The 18,814-nt window shown below is 65.4% G+C and carries 14 protein-coding genes; 12 read left to right on the top strand and 2 right to left on the bottom strand.

All coding sequences use genetic code 11. The features are described 5' to 3' along the window. Positions 1-1,227: HNH endonuclease (locus Ate02nite_RS42200; RefSeq protein WP_203813561.1), on the bottom strand; the 1,227-nt coding region annotated here is incomplete at its 3' end. 341 nt (positions 1,228-1,568) lie between these two features. Between Ate02nite_RS42200 and Ate02nite_RS42195 the strand changes: the two genes are divergently transcribed. From Ate02nite_RS42195 to Ate02nite_RS42185, 3 genes are all read left to right on the top strand, one after another. Further along, the gene (locus tag Ate02nite_RS42195; protein WP_203813560.1) at positions 1,569-3,095 is read left to right on the top strand and encodes a hypothetical protein; all 1,527 of its coding nucleotides are present in this window, start codon (positions 1,569-1,571) and stop codon (positions 3,093-3,095) included. 657 nt (positions 3,096-3,752) lie between these two features. Beyond that, positions 3,753-5,255 carry a recombinase family protein gene (locus Ate02nite_RS42190; protein WP_203813559.1) on the top strand — a complete coding sequence of 501 codons (1,503 nt, stop codon included), beginning with the start codon at positions 3,753-3,755 and terminating at the stop codon, positions 5,253-5,255. A 530-nt stretch (positions 5,256-5,785) separates the two neighbouring features. Next, positions 5,786-6,160 (top strand): hypothetical protein, encoded by a 375-nt coding sequence (locus Ate02nite_RS42185; RefSeq protein WP_203813558.1) that lies wholly within the window; start codon positions 5,786-5,788, stop codon positions 6,158-6,160. Between the two features lie 331 nt (positions 6,161-6,491). On the opposite strand, the gene Ate02nite_RS42180 is transcribed toward Ate02nite_RS42185, so the two are convergent. Further along, a complete protein-coding gene (locus tag Ate02nite_RS42180) occupies positions 6,492-7,067 on the bottom strand; it encodes a PDDEXK family nuclease (RefSeq protein ID WP_203813557.1) in 576 nt (191 codons plus the stop codon). Between the two features lie 329 nt (positions 7,068-7,396). Here Ate02nite_RS42180 and Ate02nite_RS42175 point away from each other — a divergent pair, with 329 nt between their 5' ends. From Ate02nite_RS42175 to mycP, 9 genes are all read left to right on the top strand, one after another. Continuing rightward, positions 7,397-8,959: a carbamoyltransferase C-terminal domain-containing protein gene (locus tag Ate02nite_RS42175; RefSeq protein ID WP_203813556.1), complete on the top strand. Its 1,563-nt coding sequence runs from the start codon at positions 7,397-7,399 to the stop codon at positions 8,957-8,959. A 15-nt stretch (positions 8,960-8,974) separates the two neighbouring features. After that, the gene (locus Ate02nite_RS42170) at positions 8,975-9,766 is read left to right on the top strand and encodes a 2OG-Fe(II) oxygenase family protein (protein WP_203813555.1); all 792 of its coding nucleotides are present in this window, start codon (positions 8,975-8,977) and stop codon (positions 9,764-9,766) included. 51 nt (positions 9,767-9,817) lie between these two features. Beyond that, positions 9,818-13,405 carry an nSTAND1 domain-containing NTPase gene (locus Ate02nite_RS42165; RefSeq protein ID WP_203813554.1) on the top strand — a complete coding sequence of 1,196 codons (3,588 nt, stop codon included), beginning with the start codon at positions 9,818-9,820 and terminating at the stop codon, positions 13,403-13,405. Next, complete coding sequence (locus Ate02nite_RS42160; RefSeq protein WP_203813553.1) at positions 13,402-14,193, top strand: pentapeptide repeat-containing protein; 792 nt, start codon at positions 13,402-13,404, stop codon at positions 14,191-14,193. The genes Ate02nite_RS42165 and Ate02nite_RS42160 overlap by 4 nt, the downstream gene beginning before the upstream one ends. 11 nt (positions 14,194-14,204) lie before the next feature. Then, positions 14,205-14,510, top strand: coding sequence for a YciI family protein (locus tag Ate02nite_RS42155; protein WP_203813552.1), 306 nt, complete (start codon positions 14,205-14,207; stop codon positions 14,508-14,510). A gap of 239 nt (positions 14,511-14,749) precedes the next feature. Next, positions 14,750-15,592 carry an SAM-dependent methyltransferase gene (locus Ate02nite_RS42150; protein WP_203813551.1) on the top strand — a complete coding sequence of 281 codons (843 nt, stop codon included), beginning with the start codon at positions 14,750-14,752 and terminating at the stop codon, positions 15,590-15,592. Positions 15,593-15,862: 270 nt separating this feature from the next. Next, positions 15,863-16,255 carry a hypothetical protein gene (locus Ate02nite_RS42145; protein WP_203813550.1) on the top strand — a complete coding sequence of 131 codons (393 nt, stop codon included), beginning with the start codon at positions 15,863-15,865 and terminating at the stop codon, positions 16,253-16,255. After that, entirely contained in the window at positions 16,255-17,460 is a 1,206-nt protein-coding gene (locus Ate02nite_RS42140) for a hypothetical protein (protein ID WP_203813549.1), read from the top strand. The genes Ate02nite_RS42145 and Ate02nite_RS42140 overlap by 1 nt, the downstream gene beginning before the upstream one ends. Beyond that, positions 17,457-18,587: a type VII secretion-associated serine protease mycosin gene (gene mycP, locus Ate02nite_RS42135; RefSeq protein WP_203813548.1), complete on the top strand. Its 1,131-nt coding sequence runs from the start codon at positions 17,457-17,459 to the stop codon at positions 18,585-18,587. The genes Ate02nite_RS42140 and mycP overlap by 4 nt, the downstream gene beginning before the upstream one ends. The last annotated feature ends 227 nt before the right edge of the window (positions 18,588-18,814 follow it).

Below are 18,814 nucleotides of genomic sequence, written 5' to 3'. Positions count from 1 at the left end.
AATGATCGCCGTGTCGTGGCGAAACGCCATGAGTGCCGGCCCGAGATCAACGGGATCGTCGGTGTCAGCGTGCGTGCCGATCGACTGGTCGTTGAGCCGAATCTCAAGCTGGTCGGTGGGTTCGGCGAGCTGGAAGAACGTGCGGAATTCGCGTAGCTGGTAGGGGTGGCGGCCGACGAGGCTCTGGCTGATGAGCTGGGTGGTGATTGTCGTGACGGGTGGAGGATGTTCGATCTGTACGAAGACGCCGAAGACTCCGGATGCGTCGCGGAGTGTCACTCGGAGGCCTCGCCGTCCCACCGTCACACGTTGAGGGTGCAGGGCCAAGCTCTGACGGAGGGTTCTTGCGGCGGTCACCAGTACGAGTTGATAGATGTTGGATCGGTCGATCGGTGCTAGGCCTGCAGTGATTACCAGCTCGTCTTCAGGACCGAACGGCCCGAGAGCCTCGGCGAGGGAGGGTTTGCTGCTGTCAGGCGAGGCGCGGAGGTAGCGAGCGGGGACGATGACCTCGCCGCCGTAGTCGCGGATCTCGTCAAGCTGATGAGCGATCCGCATGGCGTCGTCAGTCGCGGGAAGGTCGAACAGCAGGGGTAGATCGATATCATCGGCTGCTACTTCTGGCTTCGGTGTGTAGTGCACGGCGGCACCATCTGGGCCGGTGTAAAACCCGATCTGCCACACCTCTGAGAAGCTTTGTGCCCGTTCGGCAATCAATCTCATGCGGGCCAGGGCCTCTGCGTCGGTGGTCAGCTGCAGATCGGCAATAACAGCGTCGGACCAACCCTTACGGGAACGGGCGGCCGCGCGCACGTAGGCGATCAGTCGTTGCTGTTTTTCCCTGGCCTGGTCTAGTTGTGTCGTCACTGCGGGCGCCCGCAGTTTGCGGTCCGACTTCTTCCGGTTGCAGGTACTGCAGATCGGGGCGAGGTTGGCTGGGGCGTGCACGTCGAATTCGGCGGGCAAGCCGTGCCATTGGATCAAGTCGCGCAACTCGTCGGGCGTGACAGTGTGCGGGATGATGTGGTCGATCTGGGTGTCGGTAAATCGCGTCGGTTGTTCGCACCAGTAACACCGCGCGTTCCATTGCTCAATTAACGCGCTGCGGAGTACAGCGTTGTCACCGCGGCGGTAGCGCACATCGTCGACGCCGAGGTTGCCACTCGGCTCAGTGCCCGTGTGAGTGGAACCGGGCAACGAGGAACTGGGACCAGCCGGATCGGCCATCGCTGGGAGCACTCCTTCTCGTCACCGAAGCATCGTCGGATGCGGTCGCGGGCCTGCCTGTGGGTTGGTCGAAGCCGTCAACGGCGCCGGTGTCGCCCAACCCTGCCTCTCAGGTTTCCTACTGGAAGTCAGGTTTCAGAATGCTAGACGACTGCGACGCTTCGGTGACCAGCAACCAATGGCGTCAGCAAGCCGGGTTCGGCGAGGTCGGGGTCGAGGCACTCGGATGAGCAATCTGGACCGCTGTCCAAGGAACTTGGGGACTGGGACGGGCGAACATCAGAAACCGTCCATTGTCTTCGCCAGCCGTCATCGTGGCACCCACATGCGACACTTCGGAAGTGAGAGAACGCCGTATCACTGCCGTGGTGGTGATAGTTGCCTTGGTCGCGGCGTTGGTTGGCAACCTCTTGACCAACACCGTGAACGTGGCCGGGCCGGGTTGGCAAATCGGCCTCCTGGGCGCCCTATTGGTCCTGGCCGCGGTGCTGGTGTTGGCGGAGTGGCGGCGCGCGCAGGCGCAACGTGCCCCGGCAGATGAAGGCGACCGATGTTCCTGCGTAGTTCCGCAAACACCAGTCCCGTCGCCCTTTAGGGCGGCCCCCTGGTGGTCGCGGGGGGTAGCAGGCCTCGAGACACGCCGGTATCAGATTTCTCCAAAACGCGTACAGAAGGTTTTCGCTGGAGCCGGGTGGGAGGGGACGCTCCGGTCCCTCTACCCGAACCATCCGCCTATCTCGCTCGCCGGGGTCAGCTTCCCGGTCTGGGCGGAGGTGGCCGCGCCGGAACTGCGGTCCAAGAATCTCGATCTCGATGCGGCAATAGGCGATCTTCACGGCGAGGTGCCGCGTGTCGACCGTTACGATGCCGAGGATCTAGGCTTCGACCCGCGCGGGAGAGCTGAGTTTCGACACACCTATTGGCGTAGGGATGAGAGGAGACGCTTTAACGCCGAAACGTTCGCGCTCGAGCGAATAGTTCGGCGCGGCCCGGGTGACTTCCTGGTTGATGCCCGGTATGGACGTTACTTCCAGTCGGTGGCCACATCGGAGATGCTGGAACGAGAGTTCATTGATGCGGTGAGCCGTCGGCCGGGTGCGGTATTGCCTATGAGCGCATTTCCCCGACGAGAATGGCTGCGCGAGCAGACCAATGGGAACGAGATATTTGACGGCTCTAATCGGTCAGCGGCGCTTTCGGTAGCGGCGGCAGTGATAGTCCGGGAGGAACGAGGCTACAGTGCCCTGCTGAGCCGACGGTCATCTGAGGTCAAGACGCATCCAGGCTTCCAGCATGTGTTTCCGTCCGGGATCCTTGCGCCTACCAGCTCGCGATACGCTGCACCTAAGGGCGAGTATTCGGTCAAGCGCGCCTTCCTCCGTGAATTCGCAGAGGAGTTGTTCAGATACGACGAACTAACTCACGACAGCCAGGATTTACGCGACGCAATTCGCGGAATTTGGCCGATCGAACACATGCTCGACGCGACTGTTCCCGGCCCAAACGGTGAACCGCCCGTGGTTGAGATCAGGTATGCCGGCATCTCAGTGCCACTGCTGACGCTTCGCCCGGAACTCTATGTCGTGTTGCTGGTACGTGAGCGTGGCTGGTTCGACGACATGGTCGACAGATCGCGGCGAAACTGCGCCCGACACGGCTTCAACCTCAACTGGGAATTCGAGGACGGCCGCGAAAACGTTCACGGCAGACGGCTCGACTCCATCCGGATTGAGCTGGATGACCGGCTCGAGCTTATCGACCGCCGCCAGATCACCCCGCTCAACACCGTTCCCCACGCGGCCGCGGCGCTCTGGCTTGGCACTCAGGTGGCCCGCGATTTGGTCCAATCAGCGGATCTGCAGCCGTAGTTCTACGTTTTAGCCACGAAGTCTCGGATTCGGCGACGGGGTTCTGGCCGGGTGAAGCGTGCCTCGATCGTGTCCATCAGCTCGCCGAACAGCTAAGACCATCGCAGAGCATCTGCCCTGTAGGCAGCCGCCGCCGTATCCTCTGAGGTCTACACAACCACCGAGACTCGACGGTGGCTGCTTGCTGTTCACGGACAAAACCACGCCATTCGCGGCTGCCTCAGCTGCTTCTGTCTCGCGATTGAGGTCGGCCTGGATGCGGCGCTTGTCGGCCATCTTCCGTTAATGCGGCAGCGTTCCACAGCGGCTCGGTCCTTTTGGCTTTCTTTGTGGTTGTCCGGGATCGGTTCGAACATGCTTTTACGGCATGCCATCGGTCCTCCGTGTTCCCCTCGCAAGTCGCGACGCTATCGGAACCATTACTTTCCGAGGCGACTTCATTTCCAGAGGTGTCGAGGTCTGCCACGAGTTGATGACCCCGGATCCCGAGCTAGCGACACACTCCATGGCGTCATCTCTGCGGGGGAAAGCTACTCATCCTCGCAGGTGATCCGGCGGGCGGTGAGTTGGCGAAGGTGTCGTGCCTGGGTAGTGATCGGCAACGTTCTTCAACGTCAAGTTCTGCCCTCCCGTCAGGCTGTGGATGAGGTGGCCGCTATGACGCTCGCTGGTGATACCGAACAAGACGATTCGTTGGCCCGCTGGTTACGCACGAATGCTGTGTCGCGGCAGCGTGGGTCAAGCAACGCGCCTGCTGGTGGACGGTTGCGGTTCGCGTTCTACGGGCGGATTTCGACAGCCGTGTATCAGGATCCGGTGTCGTCGCGGCAGTGGCAGTTCGACAACGCCGCTCGCCTGATTGCCGGGCACGGTTGCATCGTTGCCGAGTTCTTCGACGTCGGGCAATCCCGCAGCCTGGGCTCGGCACACCGTCCGCAGGCCGCCGCGTTGCTGGCGGCAATCGCCGATCCACGTCGCCGATTCGATGCGATCGTGGTCGGTGAGTACGAGCGGGCGTTCTTCGGTCGGCAGTTGATGAGGCTGATGCCGTTGTTCGAGCGGTACGGCATCGCGGTGTGGTTGCCGGAAGCTGACGGGCCGATCAACCTGAAGGACCCTGCCCATCAGGCGTTGCTGCTGTTGCTGGGGCATCAGTCGCAGCGGGAGGTGTTGCGGTCACGGTTTCGGACTAGCGCGGCGATGTGTGCGCAGGTCCGCGAGCAGGGCCGGCATCTCGGCGGACGGCCGCCGTACGGATATCGCCTGGTGGATGCTGGGCCGCATCCGAGTCAGGCGAATGCGCGGTGGGGGAGACGCCTGCGCCGGCTGGACCCCGATCCGGAGACCGCCCGCCACGTGCGGTGGATCTTCGCGCAGCGGTTGGCCGGCCATAGCACGGCCGGCATCGCCCGCACGCTCAACGCCCTCGGCGTGGTAGCGCCGTCCGCGTACGACCGGGCCCGTAACTCGCATCGCACGGGTGCGGCGTGGACGCTGCGGACGGTCGCGGCGATCCTGGCCAATCCGCGGTACACCGGCCGGCAGGTCTGGAACCGGCAATCGGTCGACCATCACGAGACCGACCCAGGCAACAAATCCAGTCGTGCCGCTGGCCGGCGGCCGACGCACGGCTGGAACGCCAAGGACCAGTGGGTGATCTCCGCGAAGATCGCGCATCCGCCGCTGATCAGCGAGGCGGACTTCGTCCGCGCTCAGCAGATCACTGCGATCGCCCGGCCCGACGATGGCAACCTGCGTCGGTACCGACTTACCGGGCTGGTCGTCTGTGGTCTGTGTGGGCGCCGGGCCGAGGGGCACTGGGCGCACGGCCGTGCGCGCTACCGCTGCCGCCACGGTTCCACCAGCAGCCGCGACGTTATCCAGGATCGGTTCCCGGCCCTTTATGTGCGCGAGGATCACGTCCTGGCCCGAGCAGGCGAGCAACTCGGCGAGATCGACCTAGAAGATGTCGCCGGACGGCTACGAGCGCTTGGGGTCGCGATCGTCTGCACTGCGGTGAGCGTGGTGCTCGATGTTCCGGCCGCCAAGAAGACCGCGTCGGGTCCGACCGGCCCGATCCAGCCGGCGATCCCGGGACTCGAGGTTCCACTGCGACGTCGGAAACGAGGAAACCCCCACCAAAGTCATCCACAAACGTGAAGAACTTTGGTGGGGGTTAACGTGTCCGGAGGGGGACTCGGACCCCCACCCACCCCTACATTGGGTTCATGCAGGGCGACGGCGTGTTCATGGGGCCGAACCCTAGCCGAACGGCTGATGAGCACGCAACTAGGTGCCGTCTCACGATGTGAAGATCAGGTGTGATCCCGATCACGCTTTTCTGCTGGTCAGTGGACCTGTCCCGGACCTGTCCGGAGCCGATCGCTCCCATCACGATCGGTAGCCTCGGACCGAAACCAGACCGGGCCGCCTTCCTTGTCCCACCCCACCCAAAGAACCTTCGGCCGGCTGGCTCAATCGCGACTCAGGTGAACCCCAGCCCCTTCGGCAACCGCTGGCCGTGCAGTCACTCGTACCTTGGGCCCCACTAGAACCGTGCGTCGCCACGGCCCCGGGAATCCCAGACCGACGCATTGCCGGCAGTCCGAGTCGCTACCGGTCCGGCCGGGTGATGAGTCTGCCGATGACCTCCGCAGAACAGACCCGTCCCAACTGCGAGAGGCAACACGATGTGCATCAGCGCCAGCGCTACTCAGTCCGGCAGCAGGCTCTCCATTCACCTCGGCACTGACACCGCGCGGGTCCTGCTGGGTGAGCAGGAGACCGCTGAACTGATCGACTACACCGAAGATCCCCAACCCGCGACGGGTCGCGAGATCTTCGTCGAGGCCCGCGGTCGGTTTCCCGTGGTGTTGGACTGCCAGCGTCACTCGATCATGGCCGTAGTCGTCGGCATGACGGTCCGTCGGACCTCGAAGGGCTGCGCGCTTCACGCTCATCTCGACGATGACTACTACGGGCTGACCGATGGCAAGACTCCGGTCCTGTACACCGTGCCCGCCGAGGCACTTGCGGAGATGCTGAGGGCAGCCTCCCCGCGGTGATTGAAAGGCCCGCCGTAGATCCCTGCCGATGCTGGCCCTCGGCAGCCGGCCAACGAAGCATCTCGGGGCCTGACCAGTGACTACTGCGGTCACGGCGAGGTGGTCCCGGTCTGGGCGTCAACGGCGAGGTCGATGATCTTTAGCGTTCCCATGCTGACTGGGGAACCCGAGGACACGGCCAGCGATTGCTAGGCCGCGTCGTCGTCGACGAGAATCTGCCACCAATGCCGCGGGGCCGAACACAGATGTGGACGGCTCCGCGGACGGTGGTCGGTTACGCGATGGGTTCGGGGCGGGGCTGGGGGACGGTGTGCCGGGCGTTGTCACCCTTTCATTGGGCAGAGTCCCTCTGTTGCAAGATGCGCTGCATCATGCGGATCGCCCTTGACGCGGACTCGGTCTGCCTCGCCAGGCTGGACCGATGCCGCCGCGCGCGGCCCAGCCGTTGGTCCACGTTGACGGCGGCCAAGAAGGTGAGCAGATCCTGGCCGCTCATGGGAAGAACGTCTTGGGCGTAGATGCGGCTCACGATGTCGACGACTTCGTTGTTGCATTCGCCGTACACCAGTAAGCACACCGGCGTCGCGCCGTTCTCGGCGGCGTAGGCGCGCCTGTAGTCGGCGAGTTGCTTGAACGCGCTCTTGGCTTCGTCGAGGGTGTGGATACCGCGCTTGACCTCGATCAACACGGGGCATGCGTCCCTTGTCGCCCTCAGCAGTAGATCGACGCGCCCATACTTGCGGCCGCTGTTCCAGATGGTGTACTCGCGAACGGTGATCCACCCGGTGCAGAGCGCCCACTGGGCGATTCCGCGTACCAGGTCGTGCTCGGAGTGGTAGTGGATCGTAACGAGGTCGTCGTCGCTGTTGGGTTGCAGACCGATGCTGTCGTCGTTTTGTTTGTTCACGTGTCGAAGATGCGAGTCACGTCCGACAGGTCATGCTGCCGCCTTGGACGGTGGTCGGCTTCAGGCCGCAGCGCAGGGATCACCCAGCCTACGATCTACCGCCTGAGGGTGGAGGGCGGCGAGCGGTTCCGAGCGGGTAGCCGGCTGATGCTCAATGCTGCCGGCGTAGGCGACGTCGCACGGGCGGCGTGACGCCGGCTGCGCTGCGGTTTGTCTTCGGAGTTGCCCAGGTTGAGCGGTCCGGCGGTTCTCGCATCGATAGGCATTGCCCGCCCTCAGGGCTCTGGGTAATCTGCTCACTACCGATCGTCGTCCGGGCTGGGAGTGACGTGCGCATTCTGTCGTTCAAACCTGGCCATGACGGGTCGGTGGCGCTGCTTGACGGCGGGAAGTTGATCTTCGCGCTGGAGGCCGAGAAGGATTCGTTTCCGCGCTACGCGGAAGTGACTCCGTCGGTGGTCCTCGACGCCATGTCGCTGTGCGACGAGATCCCCGATGCCGTGTGTCTCAGCGGGTGGGTGAAGGGTTTCCACTCAGTGGAGCGCAGCCTGAACGCCGGGTACTTCGGGTGGGACGAGTCCACCGTCGAGGTGGGCTCAACAACGATCTTCGGGCGTCCGGTAGCGATGTTCTCCTCCACGCATGAGCGGTCCCACCTCATGTCGGCGTACGGACTGTCGCCATTCGCGCAGGGAACTCCGTGCTATGCCCTGGTATGGGAGGGCAACATTGGCAGTTTCTACGAGATGACCGCGGACGGGCGGATCGTGCGGCTGGCGCAGGTACTGGAGGACCCTGGGAACAAGTATCAGTTTGCGTTCGCCCTGGCTGACCCGGCAGTCCCGGAGGGGCCACCAGCCTTCCGCTTCGAGAACGCCGGCAAGATGATGGCGCTCACAGCGTTCGCGGACGGCGCGGACGCGAGTGACGAGGAACGTCGCCTGATCGACTTCATCTTGTCGCAGGAGTCGATCTTGCTTGGGACGCCGAAGTCGTCGGTGCGGTGGTCGCCGTTTCACAACGCGGGCGTCGAGACGCAGTCGTTCAAGAACCTCGCGGCGCATCTGTCAGATGCGATCTTCGACCGGTTCGCCGCAACAGCACGGCAGTTGCTGACCGAGGGCTACCCGTTGCTGGTCTCGGGTGGATGCGGGTTGAACTGTTCGTGGAACTCGCGCTGGCAGGAGACTGGGTTGTTCGCGGACGTGTTCGTGCCGCCGTGCACGAACGACACCGGCTCGGCGATCGGTACGGCGGTAGATGCCCAACGGCACTTCACCGGTGACGCGAAGATCACTTGGAGTGTCTACGCTGGTGCCGAATTCGTCATTGATACCGCCGTCGAGGACTACCGGTCACGTCCGCTTGACCTTGACGAGGTAGCCGGTTTGCTCGCTGATGGCCTGGTGTTGGGCTGGGTGCAGGGGCGATACGAGATGGGTCCGCGGGCGTTGGGAAATCGGTCGTTGCTGGCGGCACCGTTCGATGCGGCGATGCGGGACCGGCTGAACAAGATCAAGGGCCGGGAAGGGTATCGGCCGATCGCGCCGGTGTGCCGGGAGGAGGAGATGTCTACGCACTTCGCAGGCCGTTCCGACAGCCCCTACATGCTGCACTTCCAGGAGGTGCGTACCCCGCGGCTCGCGGCAGTCACTCACGTAGATGGCAGCGCCCGGGTCCAGTCGGTACGCCGTGATCAGAATGCGGTGCTCCACGACCTGCTGAGCGCGTTCCATCGCCGAACGGGAATCGGGGTTCTGTGCAACACCTCGCTGAATTTTCGAGGTAGGGGGTTCATCAACCGGATGAGTGACCTGGCGGAGTATGCGCAAGACCGTGACCTCGACGGGTTCGTCGTCGAGGACCGCCTCTACCTCATACGCCCGGCCTGAGTAAGGAGGTGGCAGGTGGAGTTCGTACGGGAAGTTGACACCTTCACCGCCCGACATTTCGATGACCTCGACGCGGGTCGTGTCCGTGCGCTGCGGATCTCCGAGTTCGTCGCCCCCGATGTTGCCGGGTACCTCGCTGACCGGCTGACCCAGCATCCGAGTCTGTCGGTGTACCGCAACACGTCGGAGTTGATGCGGGTAGGGGAAAGCCACTACGAAACCCACGACGAGGACAGCCACACGAACACGCAGGCGCTGGAGGAGTACCTGTCACGGGCTGAGACGCTGGTGACGGAGATCCGTGCGGCATGCCAGCCGCATCCCTCACCTATGGATCTGCTGTGGCGGTTGCTCGACGAATCGATGGGACTACGGCGGGCTGAGATCGCCGGAAGGCCGATGTTCGCCGGGGTGGTGCGAGTTTTTCCCGAGGGCAGCGAACTGTTGCCACACAACGACGTCTTCGCCCGCGACGCGCCGGGAGTCGCTGCGGCATCTGGGATCACCGCACAGTTCGCCGCGAACATCTACCTGCAAGTCCCGGACGACGGCGGAACCCTGCAGTTGTGGGGACTGCGACCCAGCGAGCAGGAGCTGGTCGCCCTGCAGGCTCCCGGAAGCGTGTACGGGGCCGACCGTGCATTACTACCGGCACCTGACGTCGAGGTGGCTATCAGACCGGGCGACCTGGTGGTCATCGACGCGACGAGGCTGCACGCGGTCACCCCCCAGCGTCACGGACGCCGGGTAGGAATGTCGTGCTTCCTCGGCCGGCGCGCTGGACACCCTCTGATTTGCTGGAGTTAGCCGTGAGTGAGGAGCACAAGACGTGCGGGCGTTGACGCGAGGACCGGGGCGGTGACGGAGCAGACGCTGGGAGAGATGCTGCGTGACCGTCGGCTACGGATGTCGCTGTCCCAGCGCGAGTTGGCAGCCCAGATCGGTTTCCATGAAAGTGTCATCGCCTTGGTTGAGCGCAGCGAACGCGCGCCGACCCCGCAATACCTGGAGCGGTTCGCCGAAGCCCTGAACCTAGAAGGTCGGGAGGTCGGTGAACTGTGGCGAGTCTACCGGCAGACCCCGAACGACTCGGACCGCCCTGGCGTCCGTCCGAGGTCTCGCACCGAGTGCCCCTATCGTGGCCTGTTCGCGTTCCGGGAGCAGGACGCTGCGCTGTTCCACGGCCGCACGGTGGTCAGCGAGCGGGTCCTGAGCAAACTTCGCCACACCTCGCTGGTCGGGGTTGTGGGCGCATCCGGCAGCGGTAAGTCTTCGGTGGTCTACGCCGGTGTGATCCCCCGCCTGCGTGACAGTCAGCAGTGGCTCGTCGCCTCGTTTCGGCCGGGGTCGCGGCCGTTTGCCTCGCTTGCCGTCGCGATGATGCCGCTACTTGAACCCGATCTGGGCCAGCCAGCGCTGACCGAGACTACTAACGCGTTGGCGCACAGCCTGCGGAATGGTGGGCTGTACGCGGCGGCGGAGCAGTTGGTGCAGCGCCGGCAGCGCCCGCTGCTGATCTTCGCCGACCAGTTCGAGGAGGTTTTCACCCACGGGCACGACCCGGCGGTCGTCCGGGACTTCCTTGACGCCGTGGTGGACATCTCGCACCAGCATGGTCCCGCGGCAATGGGCGTGAAGGTGGTGCTGACGTTACGAGGTGACTTCTACGGGCAGGTCATTGCCCATCGCGCCCTGTCGGAGGCGTTGCAGGACAGTGTCGTGCACCTCCCGCCGATGAGCCGCGACGAACTGCGCAGTGCGATCACCGAACCGGCGCAGGTCAGTGGCATCACGATTGAGGACGGGCTCGTCGAGCGAATCCTGGACGAGGTCGGTGAGGAGCCGGGCAACCTGCCGCTGCTGGAGTTCTCCCTGATGCTGTTGTGGGACCGGCAGACCGCAGACACGCTGACCCACGACGCCTACGCCGACATCGGCGGGATCGCCGGGGCGATCGCGTCCCAGGCCGAGGACGTCTACACGTCTCTGGCCCCCGAACAGCAAAACACCGCCCGGCAGTTACTCACGCGCCTGGTACGCGTCGCACGGCCGAACGAGGACGGCAACGACACCCGCCGCCGAACCCCGTTCGCTGAGTTGTCCAGCCTGCCGCGGGTCGCCACGGTAGTGGCCGCGATGACCGACGCCCGGTTGCTGGTCACCGACAGCGACGCCACCGGGCAGCAGACCGTCGAGGTCGCCCATGAGGCGGTCATTCGCAGTTGGAACCGGCTGCGGGCATGGCTGATGGAGGACCGGCAGTTCCTGTTGTGGCAACAGCGCATCCGCCAATGGCAGCAGGAGTGGGCTGTGACCGGCGAAGAGGACGGAGCGCTGCTGCGGGGCCGCATCCTGACCGAGGCCGAGAACTGGCTCACCGTCAAGGGCACCGACAGCGTCGTACCCGACCTGTTGGAGTACGTGCAACGCAGCGTTGAGGCCCGCGACCGCGACGCCGGCGAACAAGCCCTGCTGCAGGTCGATCGGCTCCTGACCGCACGCCCGGACGAAGTCCCCGGCATCGTCGGCGCTCTGGCCGGGCACCGGCGGTGGGTCAACGACCGCCTACGGGACGTGCTCATGACCACCGGGCCGAGCGAGCGTTGGCGCGTCCGTCTGGCGCTGCTGCCGATCGACGCTGGCCAGGCAGATCAGCTCATACACGAACTCGACGCCGTCGAGCCCCACGAACTGGTCATCATCACCACCGTACTGATGCCGGAACATGCACGGCTGACCGAACGGCTCTGGGAACGCGCCACCGACGCCTCGTCCTCGCCGAACACCCGTTTCCGCGCCGCGGTTCTGCTCGCCGCGTTCGACCCCGACGACCTGCGCTGGCCCACGATCGCCGCAGAGGTCGCCGACACCCTGATTCGGGAGAACCAGTTACACCTGCGGGAATGGGTCGTGGCGTTGCGTCCCGTCAGGCTGGTGCTGCTTGACCCGATGCAGCGACTCTTCCAGGCTCGCGACCAGCGGGAAAGCGTCCGGGAATCGGCGGCCGTGCTCCTGCTCGAACTCGCCGACGACAACCCGGCGTTCCTCGCTCAACGCGCCAGCGAGTCCATGCCGCAGAACTTCGAACAGTTCATCGGTGCCGTCGCGAAGTCCGACACGACGGCGGACATCGCCCGCGCAGCACTGCGGAGCATTGTGCGCGACCCCGGCACTGAACCCAGCGACGAAGCCGAGCGGATAGCGGCCGGTAGCCGACGCGCGGTCGCAGCGTGCAGCCTGCTGCGCCTCGGCTCCGCGTCCGGTATCGCCGACGCCTTCGTTGACAGCACCGACCCGGAGACGATCACCCAGTTCGTCCACCAGGCTCGCGCCCGCGGCGTCGCGGCCGACCTGCTCGTTGACCTGCTCGCTCAGGCACCCACCGCAGGTGCTCGATACACGATCCTGCTGACCCTCGGCGACTTCACTCCCAAAGACATGAACGGTCTGTACCGCGACCGGGTCCTCGGCGATGTTCTGGACCTGTACCGCGACGATCCTGACGCCGGCGTCCATTCCGCCTGCCGGTGGCTATTGCACCGATGGGACGAAAGCGCCAGCGCTGACAAGATCACCGATCGGGTTGTGCCGTACGACCCGGGCCGTGGCTGGTTCAGCAGCTCGACACCCGCCGGGGTGCTGACTTTCGCCGTCTACCAGCCGGGCACCTTCGAGATGGGTTCCCCTGAGTCCGAACTCGACCGCAGCGCCTACGAATCGCCGCGGCAGCCGGTCGAGTTGACTCGGCCCTTCGCGGTCTGCACCGGTGAAGTGACCCGCGGCGCGTTCGAACGGTTCATGGCCGACGCCGACGTTACCGGCCTGCCCGACATCGACGAATGGAGCCCTCTACGGAGCGAACCCGTAGTCGCCGCGACCTGGTTCGAGGCAGTGCACTACTGCCACTGGCTCACTGCCCAGACCGACATCGGCACCGACCAACAGTGCTACCAGGACGTCGAAGCGCTACGCGGGCAGATCTCCGGCGACCGCGACGACTTCGACCTCACCCGCCAGGGGTACCGGCTCCCGACCGAGGCCGAATGGGAATACGCGTGCCGCGCCGGCAGCGTGACCCCGTTCAGTTTCGGCAGCGACCCGGGACTACTGGACTTCTACGGCTGGTCCCAGTCGAACTCCGGCTTGAAAACCCACGCCGCCGGAATCCTGCGGCCCAACCGGCACGGCCTGTTCAACATCCACTGCAACTGCTGGGAATGGTGCCTGGACTGGTACGGTCCCTACCCGCCCACCGGACGCACCGACCCGGTCGGCCTCCACACCGGTGACCGGCGTGTCCTCCGCGGCGGCTGCTGGAACCTATCGGCCCGCTACGGCCGCTCCGCCTGCCGCAACGCTCACCTACCTACCAACCGCAACTACTACATCGGGTTCCGGGTAATACGCACCCTGCCGCCGCTCGACGTCCCAGGCACAATCCGATGATCCGACGAGGGGCTATCAATCGTCCACGGCTACGCCGGGTCGAGCCGTCCACCATCATCGGCATCGCGATCCTCGGCTGCGGCATCCTGATCCTATGGATCGGGCAGGTCCGCCGACATGGCTGGACCGCGGGCGGCCTGTTCGACGACATGTACGCCAACGTAGGCTCGGAACTCTTCGGCATCGCCCTGGTCATCCTGTTCGTCGACAGCCTCAGCCGACGCCGCGAAACCCGACGCCTCAAACTGCAACTCATTCGCGAGTTGAGCAGCACCGACCACGGGCTGACCGCTCGTGCGGTCCTTGAACTCGACGCCCAAGGCTGGCTCTACGACGGCACCCTGACCAAGGCGTCGCTGTCCGGCGCGAACCTTGCCGGGGCGACCCTGGAAAACGCCGACCTCAACGGCGTGAACCTCGCCGGAGCGAACCTCGAACGCACCAACCTGTCGAAGGCCACGCTCACCGACAGCAACCTGTCCGGTGCCAACATGCGCAGGGCCAACCTCGAAATGGCTGACCTGAACCGCTGCCACCTGGAGGACTCAACTCTGCAGGACGCGGACATGGCCCGGGTACGCCTGAACCGCGCCAACCTGGCCGGAGCCTGCCTGATCGCCGCTGACCTCAGCGGTGCCGATCTCAGCGGTGCTGACCTGCGTGGCGCTGACCTCACCACCGCCCGGCTCACCGATACGATTCTCGCCGGTATCCGACATGACGGCACCACCACATGGCCGGCTTCGTTCGTCCTGAACGAGGTGCCACAACAACCTGCCAACCCGTGAAGGGGGAGATCATGCAGTTCCTGCTCATCGCCTACGACGGCAAAGACGACGGAGCCCTCGACCGCCGGCTGAACGCTCGCGACCAGCACATCGCGCTCGGCGACACATTGGTCAGGGAAGGGAAGATGCTGTACGGATCGGCCATCCTCAATGATGCCGGCACCATGATCGGCTCCATGCTCGTCCTCGACTTCCCCAGCCGCGCCGAACTCGACGAATGGCTCGCTATCGAGCCCTACATGCTCGGCAACGTGTGGTCAGACGTGCAGATCCTGCCGACCCGAGTCGGGCCGTCCTTCGTCGGACTGCACCACTGACGCGCAGGTCCGAGCAGCGACACTTCCGGGTGATGTTCATGCCGAATGGCCGTGACCGGGGAATCGCGGGTCGACAACAACCAACTCGGTCGTACTACCGCCTTGACTCGATCCCCGACGCGCATGGCGTTCACAACTTTGGGTTCCGCCCGTGAGGCCGCACCGCAGAAACGCGCAACGACCAGGGGATTTCTACTTCCGGTCGCCTGGTCTGAGCAGAAATTTTGGTATTTTGAGCTATGGACGCACAGTTGGATCCGTTGGCCCGTACTGCGCTGTGGACCGCTTCTCTACGCGCTCGCGAACATGCCCGGCCCGACCACCTGTTCACCGACCCGCTGGCCGAGTATCTAGCCGGCGATGAAGGTCCTCAGATCATGAGGAGTTTCGAAGCCACGGTTCAAGGCGGCGTCGAAGATCCCGCATTAGCGGTCAGAACCCGGTTCTTCGACGACGCCATGCAGGACATAGCTACCCGGTACGGCACACGGCAAGTGGTCCTCGTCGCCGCCGGAATGGACAGCCGGGCATACCGGCTGAACTGGCAACCGGATACCAGGCTCTACGAACTCGACCGTCCTGAGCTGCTCGACCTCAAGGCCCAACAGTTGCGAGCGGCCAGCGCCTCACCAACGTGCACCCGTATCACCGTCAGCGTCGACCTGACCGCACAATGGTCCGCACCGTTGCGCAACGCCGGATTTCGACCGCAGTCGCCGACGTTGTGGCTGGTTGAAGGGCTCCTGTACTTCCTTGACGGACCTCAACTCAACGCCCTGATGCAGGACATCAGCGACCTCTCAGCGCCCGGGAGTTGGATACTCGCCGACTTCGTCACGGCATCATCACTGACCAGCCCTACTATGCGGCCTTGGCTGGACCGTATGGCCGCAAGCGGGCACGCATGGCACTCCGGTAGCGACGACCCCGAAGCGCTGTTCGGCGGCTACGGCTGGCGAGTGGCGTGCACGGATTACGGTTCGTCACGAGCTGACTTCGGGCGATGGGCGATGAGCGCCGTCGCACCGGGGGTGCCGGGAACTCGCGGCCGTTACATCGTGATGGGCGATCGCATCCCCTAGCGAACTCAACCCCGCCAGGACATCACGCCTCGACGGATACCCCCACATCAGCGGACCACGTCGGAATTCGACGAGTTGGCCAGGTGGCTGGTGGCGGTGACCCGCGCTGGAGGCAGTACCCGCTGGAGTCACTCGGCAATGGGTGTCAACTCCACTGCGAGCGCTGATCTCGAACCTGGACCTCCTCTCTGTCGTGTGAATGTCAGGAGCGTGCCTGCTTCATCATCGTCGATATGATGGCGTGCCGCGGTCGGGCAACGGGGAGGTAGCGTGCCGGACGGAGTGCAGATCGACACCGACAAGGTCGGTGAGGTCGGGCGTGACTTGCAGACCGATGCTGAGAGCGGTTTCGCCGTGGCCGCGGATAGGGGTGCGAGCCTGCACCGGCACGGTGTCGAGTTCGCTGCCCGGCTCACGCCGAGCAGCGCCGCGACGGAAGCCAAGATCCGCTACGCGCAGGCACTCGCGAACACTGAGGCCAACCTGCGGGCCCACCACGCTGCGGCCGGCGTGCTGGCGGGCGCGGCGCAGGAGATCGCGCGGCTGTTCGCGACGTCTGACATGACCTCCGCGCACGCACAGCGCAAGGTTCAGGATCTGATCCACGACGCGGTACGAGCGGCTGACGCAGCCGTCGGGTCGACGACGGACGGGGCCGTGTGATGGCCGGAACCGACTGGAGTTCCTACAATCTGCCAGCGATCTGGCGGATGCTGCAGGCCGAAAACGTGTGCACCGGCGCGGACCGGGTGTTGGCTTGGGACGGGCTGGCCACCTCCGTGCGCGAGCAGCACCGGCGGCTGGTTCAAGTAGGTGAGGACTTGGCCGCGGTGTGGCCGCCGGAGAAGAACGCGTCGGCGGTGATGTTCCTGGACAAGATCGGCGAGCTGGCGGATTCGATGCAGGAGACGCTGACCTGTGCCGAGAGCACCCGGGCTGGGCTGCGCGGCGTCACCGAGGCGATCGGCGAGGCGCAGGCAACGGTTCGGGAGCTAGCGGCGGGCCGGGCGCAGGTCAGCGATGACTGGATTCCGCGGTTCATCGACCATGCCGAAGACGAGTACGACCAAAGGGCTCAGCAGGCGATGAGTAAGGCCGAAGCGTCGATCGCCGACCACGGCACTCAGATCCAGGCACCGACGCTGTACTCCATGGGTACCGGCACGAGCAGTGCCACGACGCCGCTGGTCGACGGCAATGGATCATCGGGCGGCGGCTCGGGTGCGACCGTCGTGCGGGCCACGCCGGTCCCAGTTGCAGTGCCGCACGATCCGGTGCTTCCGGACCTGGCTGATGGGTCCGGCCCGGGCGCTGGCGGGTCGAGCACGGTGCCTGCTCCCGGTCCGAGTACGGGACACGACCCCTCGTTGGGGATCGGGCCGGGGCTGAGCGGTGTGACGGCTCCGCTACCTGCGGCTGCGCCTGGCCTGGGAGTTTCCGTGGGACTTCCGGCCGGGCCGGGACCGGGAAGTGGTGCAGTGCCCGGCGGATTTGGCGTTACACCCGGCTCGCTGGGGCTCGTTCCGGGTGCCGGCGTGGGCGGCTTCGGCGCGGGTGGTATTAGGGTTCCCGCTGGGCGAGGCGGGACGTCGAGTGGCCGGCAGGCCGTCCCGATCCGGCGGGGACTGCCCTCGGGTGCCGTGATCGGCGAAGGAGAACTGGGTGGGCGGCGAGGCGTGACGGGTCAAGCGCCGCTTGGCACCCAAGGCAACCGTCGTGGCCGGCACCCGGACGAGGAGCAGTCCTCGTTCCACGGCGAGGCGGACGAACAGTGGGAGGCGTTGGACGGGGTGACGCCGGTGATCGCGCCGGACACGACGCCGGTGCGGCACGACCCCGGCCCTGGGGTTCTCGGATTCGGCCGATGATCGGCCGAGCACTGGCCGGCACGGTCACCGTTATCGCCCTCGTGGGGGTGACGGCGGCACCGGCGGCGGCCGACACGGCCCGGGACCGGCAGTGGTACCTGTCCGATCTGAATATCGCCAAGGCCCACCAGATCACCCGCGGCGACGGGGTGATCGTCGCGGTGATCGACACTGGGGTCGACGCCAAACACCGCGACCTCACCGGCGCGGTCCTGTCCGGGTACAACACCCACCACGACGCCTGGGACGACAAAACCGGCCGCGACGATCCTGAAGGTCACGGCACGAACATGGCGGGCATCATCGCCGGCCGCGGGCACGGGTCCTCCGACGGCATCCTGGGCATCGCCCCGGCCGCGAAGATCCTGCCGATCCGCGCCCCGATCAACGGGTACGGCTCGGCCACGTTCATGACCGAGGCAGTCGACTTCGCGATCGCCCACCACGCCGACGTGATCAACATGTCGTTCGCCCGGGCCGACGACCAGACGATGCACGACGCGATCCGCAAAGCCCAGGCCGCCGGCATCGTGCTGGTCGCCGCCGCCGGCAACCGCGACGAGCCGGGCGACTACCCCGGCGCGTATCCGGAGGTGCTGACCGTCGGGGCGTACGGCCAGGACCACCAGATCGCCTCGTTCTCGGTGACCGGGCCGCAGGTCGACCTAGCCGCCCCCGGCGACCGGATTGCCACTACCAGCACCGGCCCCACGGGATACGACATCGCCAACGGCACCAGCGAAGCCTCGGCCATCGTCAGCGGCACCGTGGCGCTGGTGCGCGCCAAGTACCCCAACATCAACGCTGCTGAAATCGTCCACCGCCTCACCGCGACCGCCGACGACGCAGGGACACTAGGCCGCGACGACACCTACGGGTACGGCCGTCTCAACATCCTCAAGGCGCTGACCGCCGACGTGACCCCGCTGCCCGCAACGTCCATGCCCGCGTCAGCGGCCAGCGGTGCGCAGGCCGCCGTACCCGGGCCGGCCACAGCAGCCGAGACCGACGACCTACCCAAAGCGGGCAGTCCACTCCTGCTGGCGCTCATCCTCGTCGGCCTGTTGCTGCTCGCAGGAACCATTTTGGTCGCGATCATGCACCGACGTCGCCGACTCGGCCCTTAACCAATGCGGGGCCGTGGAGGAAGTCGTGGACCCATGAGGCGCTGTCGCTTTCACCCATGTCCGCGCGTACCGGAGTTCGAAGAATGCGTCGGGATGGCACCCGCGGCCATGGCGCAACGCGGGTCACGAGACGTCGGGCGAGCGCTCAGCGCGTGCCGAGTTAGGGCTCGACGCTTGGCATGCGCATCTATGCTTACTGAAAGTGATTCACTTCAACTGTTCGCGAT

Origin of the sequence: Paractinoplanes tereljensis (assembly GCF_016862435.1) — a bacterium.
GTDB classification, from domain to species: domain Bacteria; phylum Actinomycetota; class Actinomycetes; order Mycobacteriales; family Micromonosporaceae; genus Actinoplanes; species Actinoplanes tereljensis.
The sequence above is the reverse complement of the archived record's forward strand: the minus strand, read 5'-3'. Positions and strand labels throughout refer to the sequence as shown.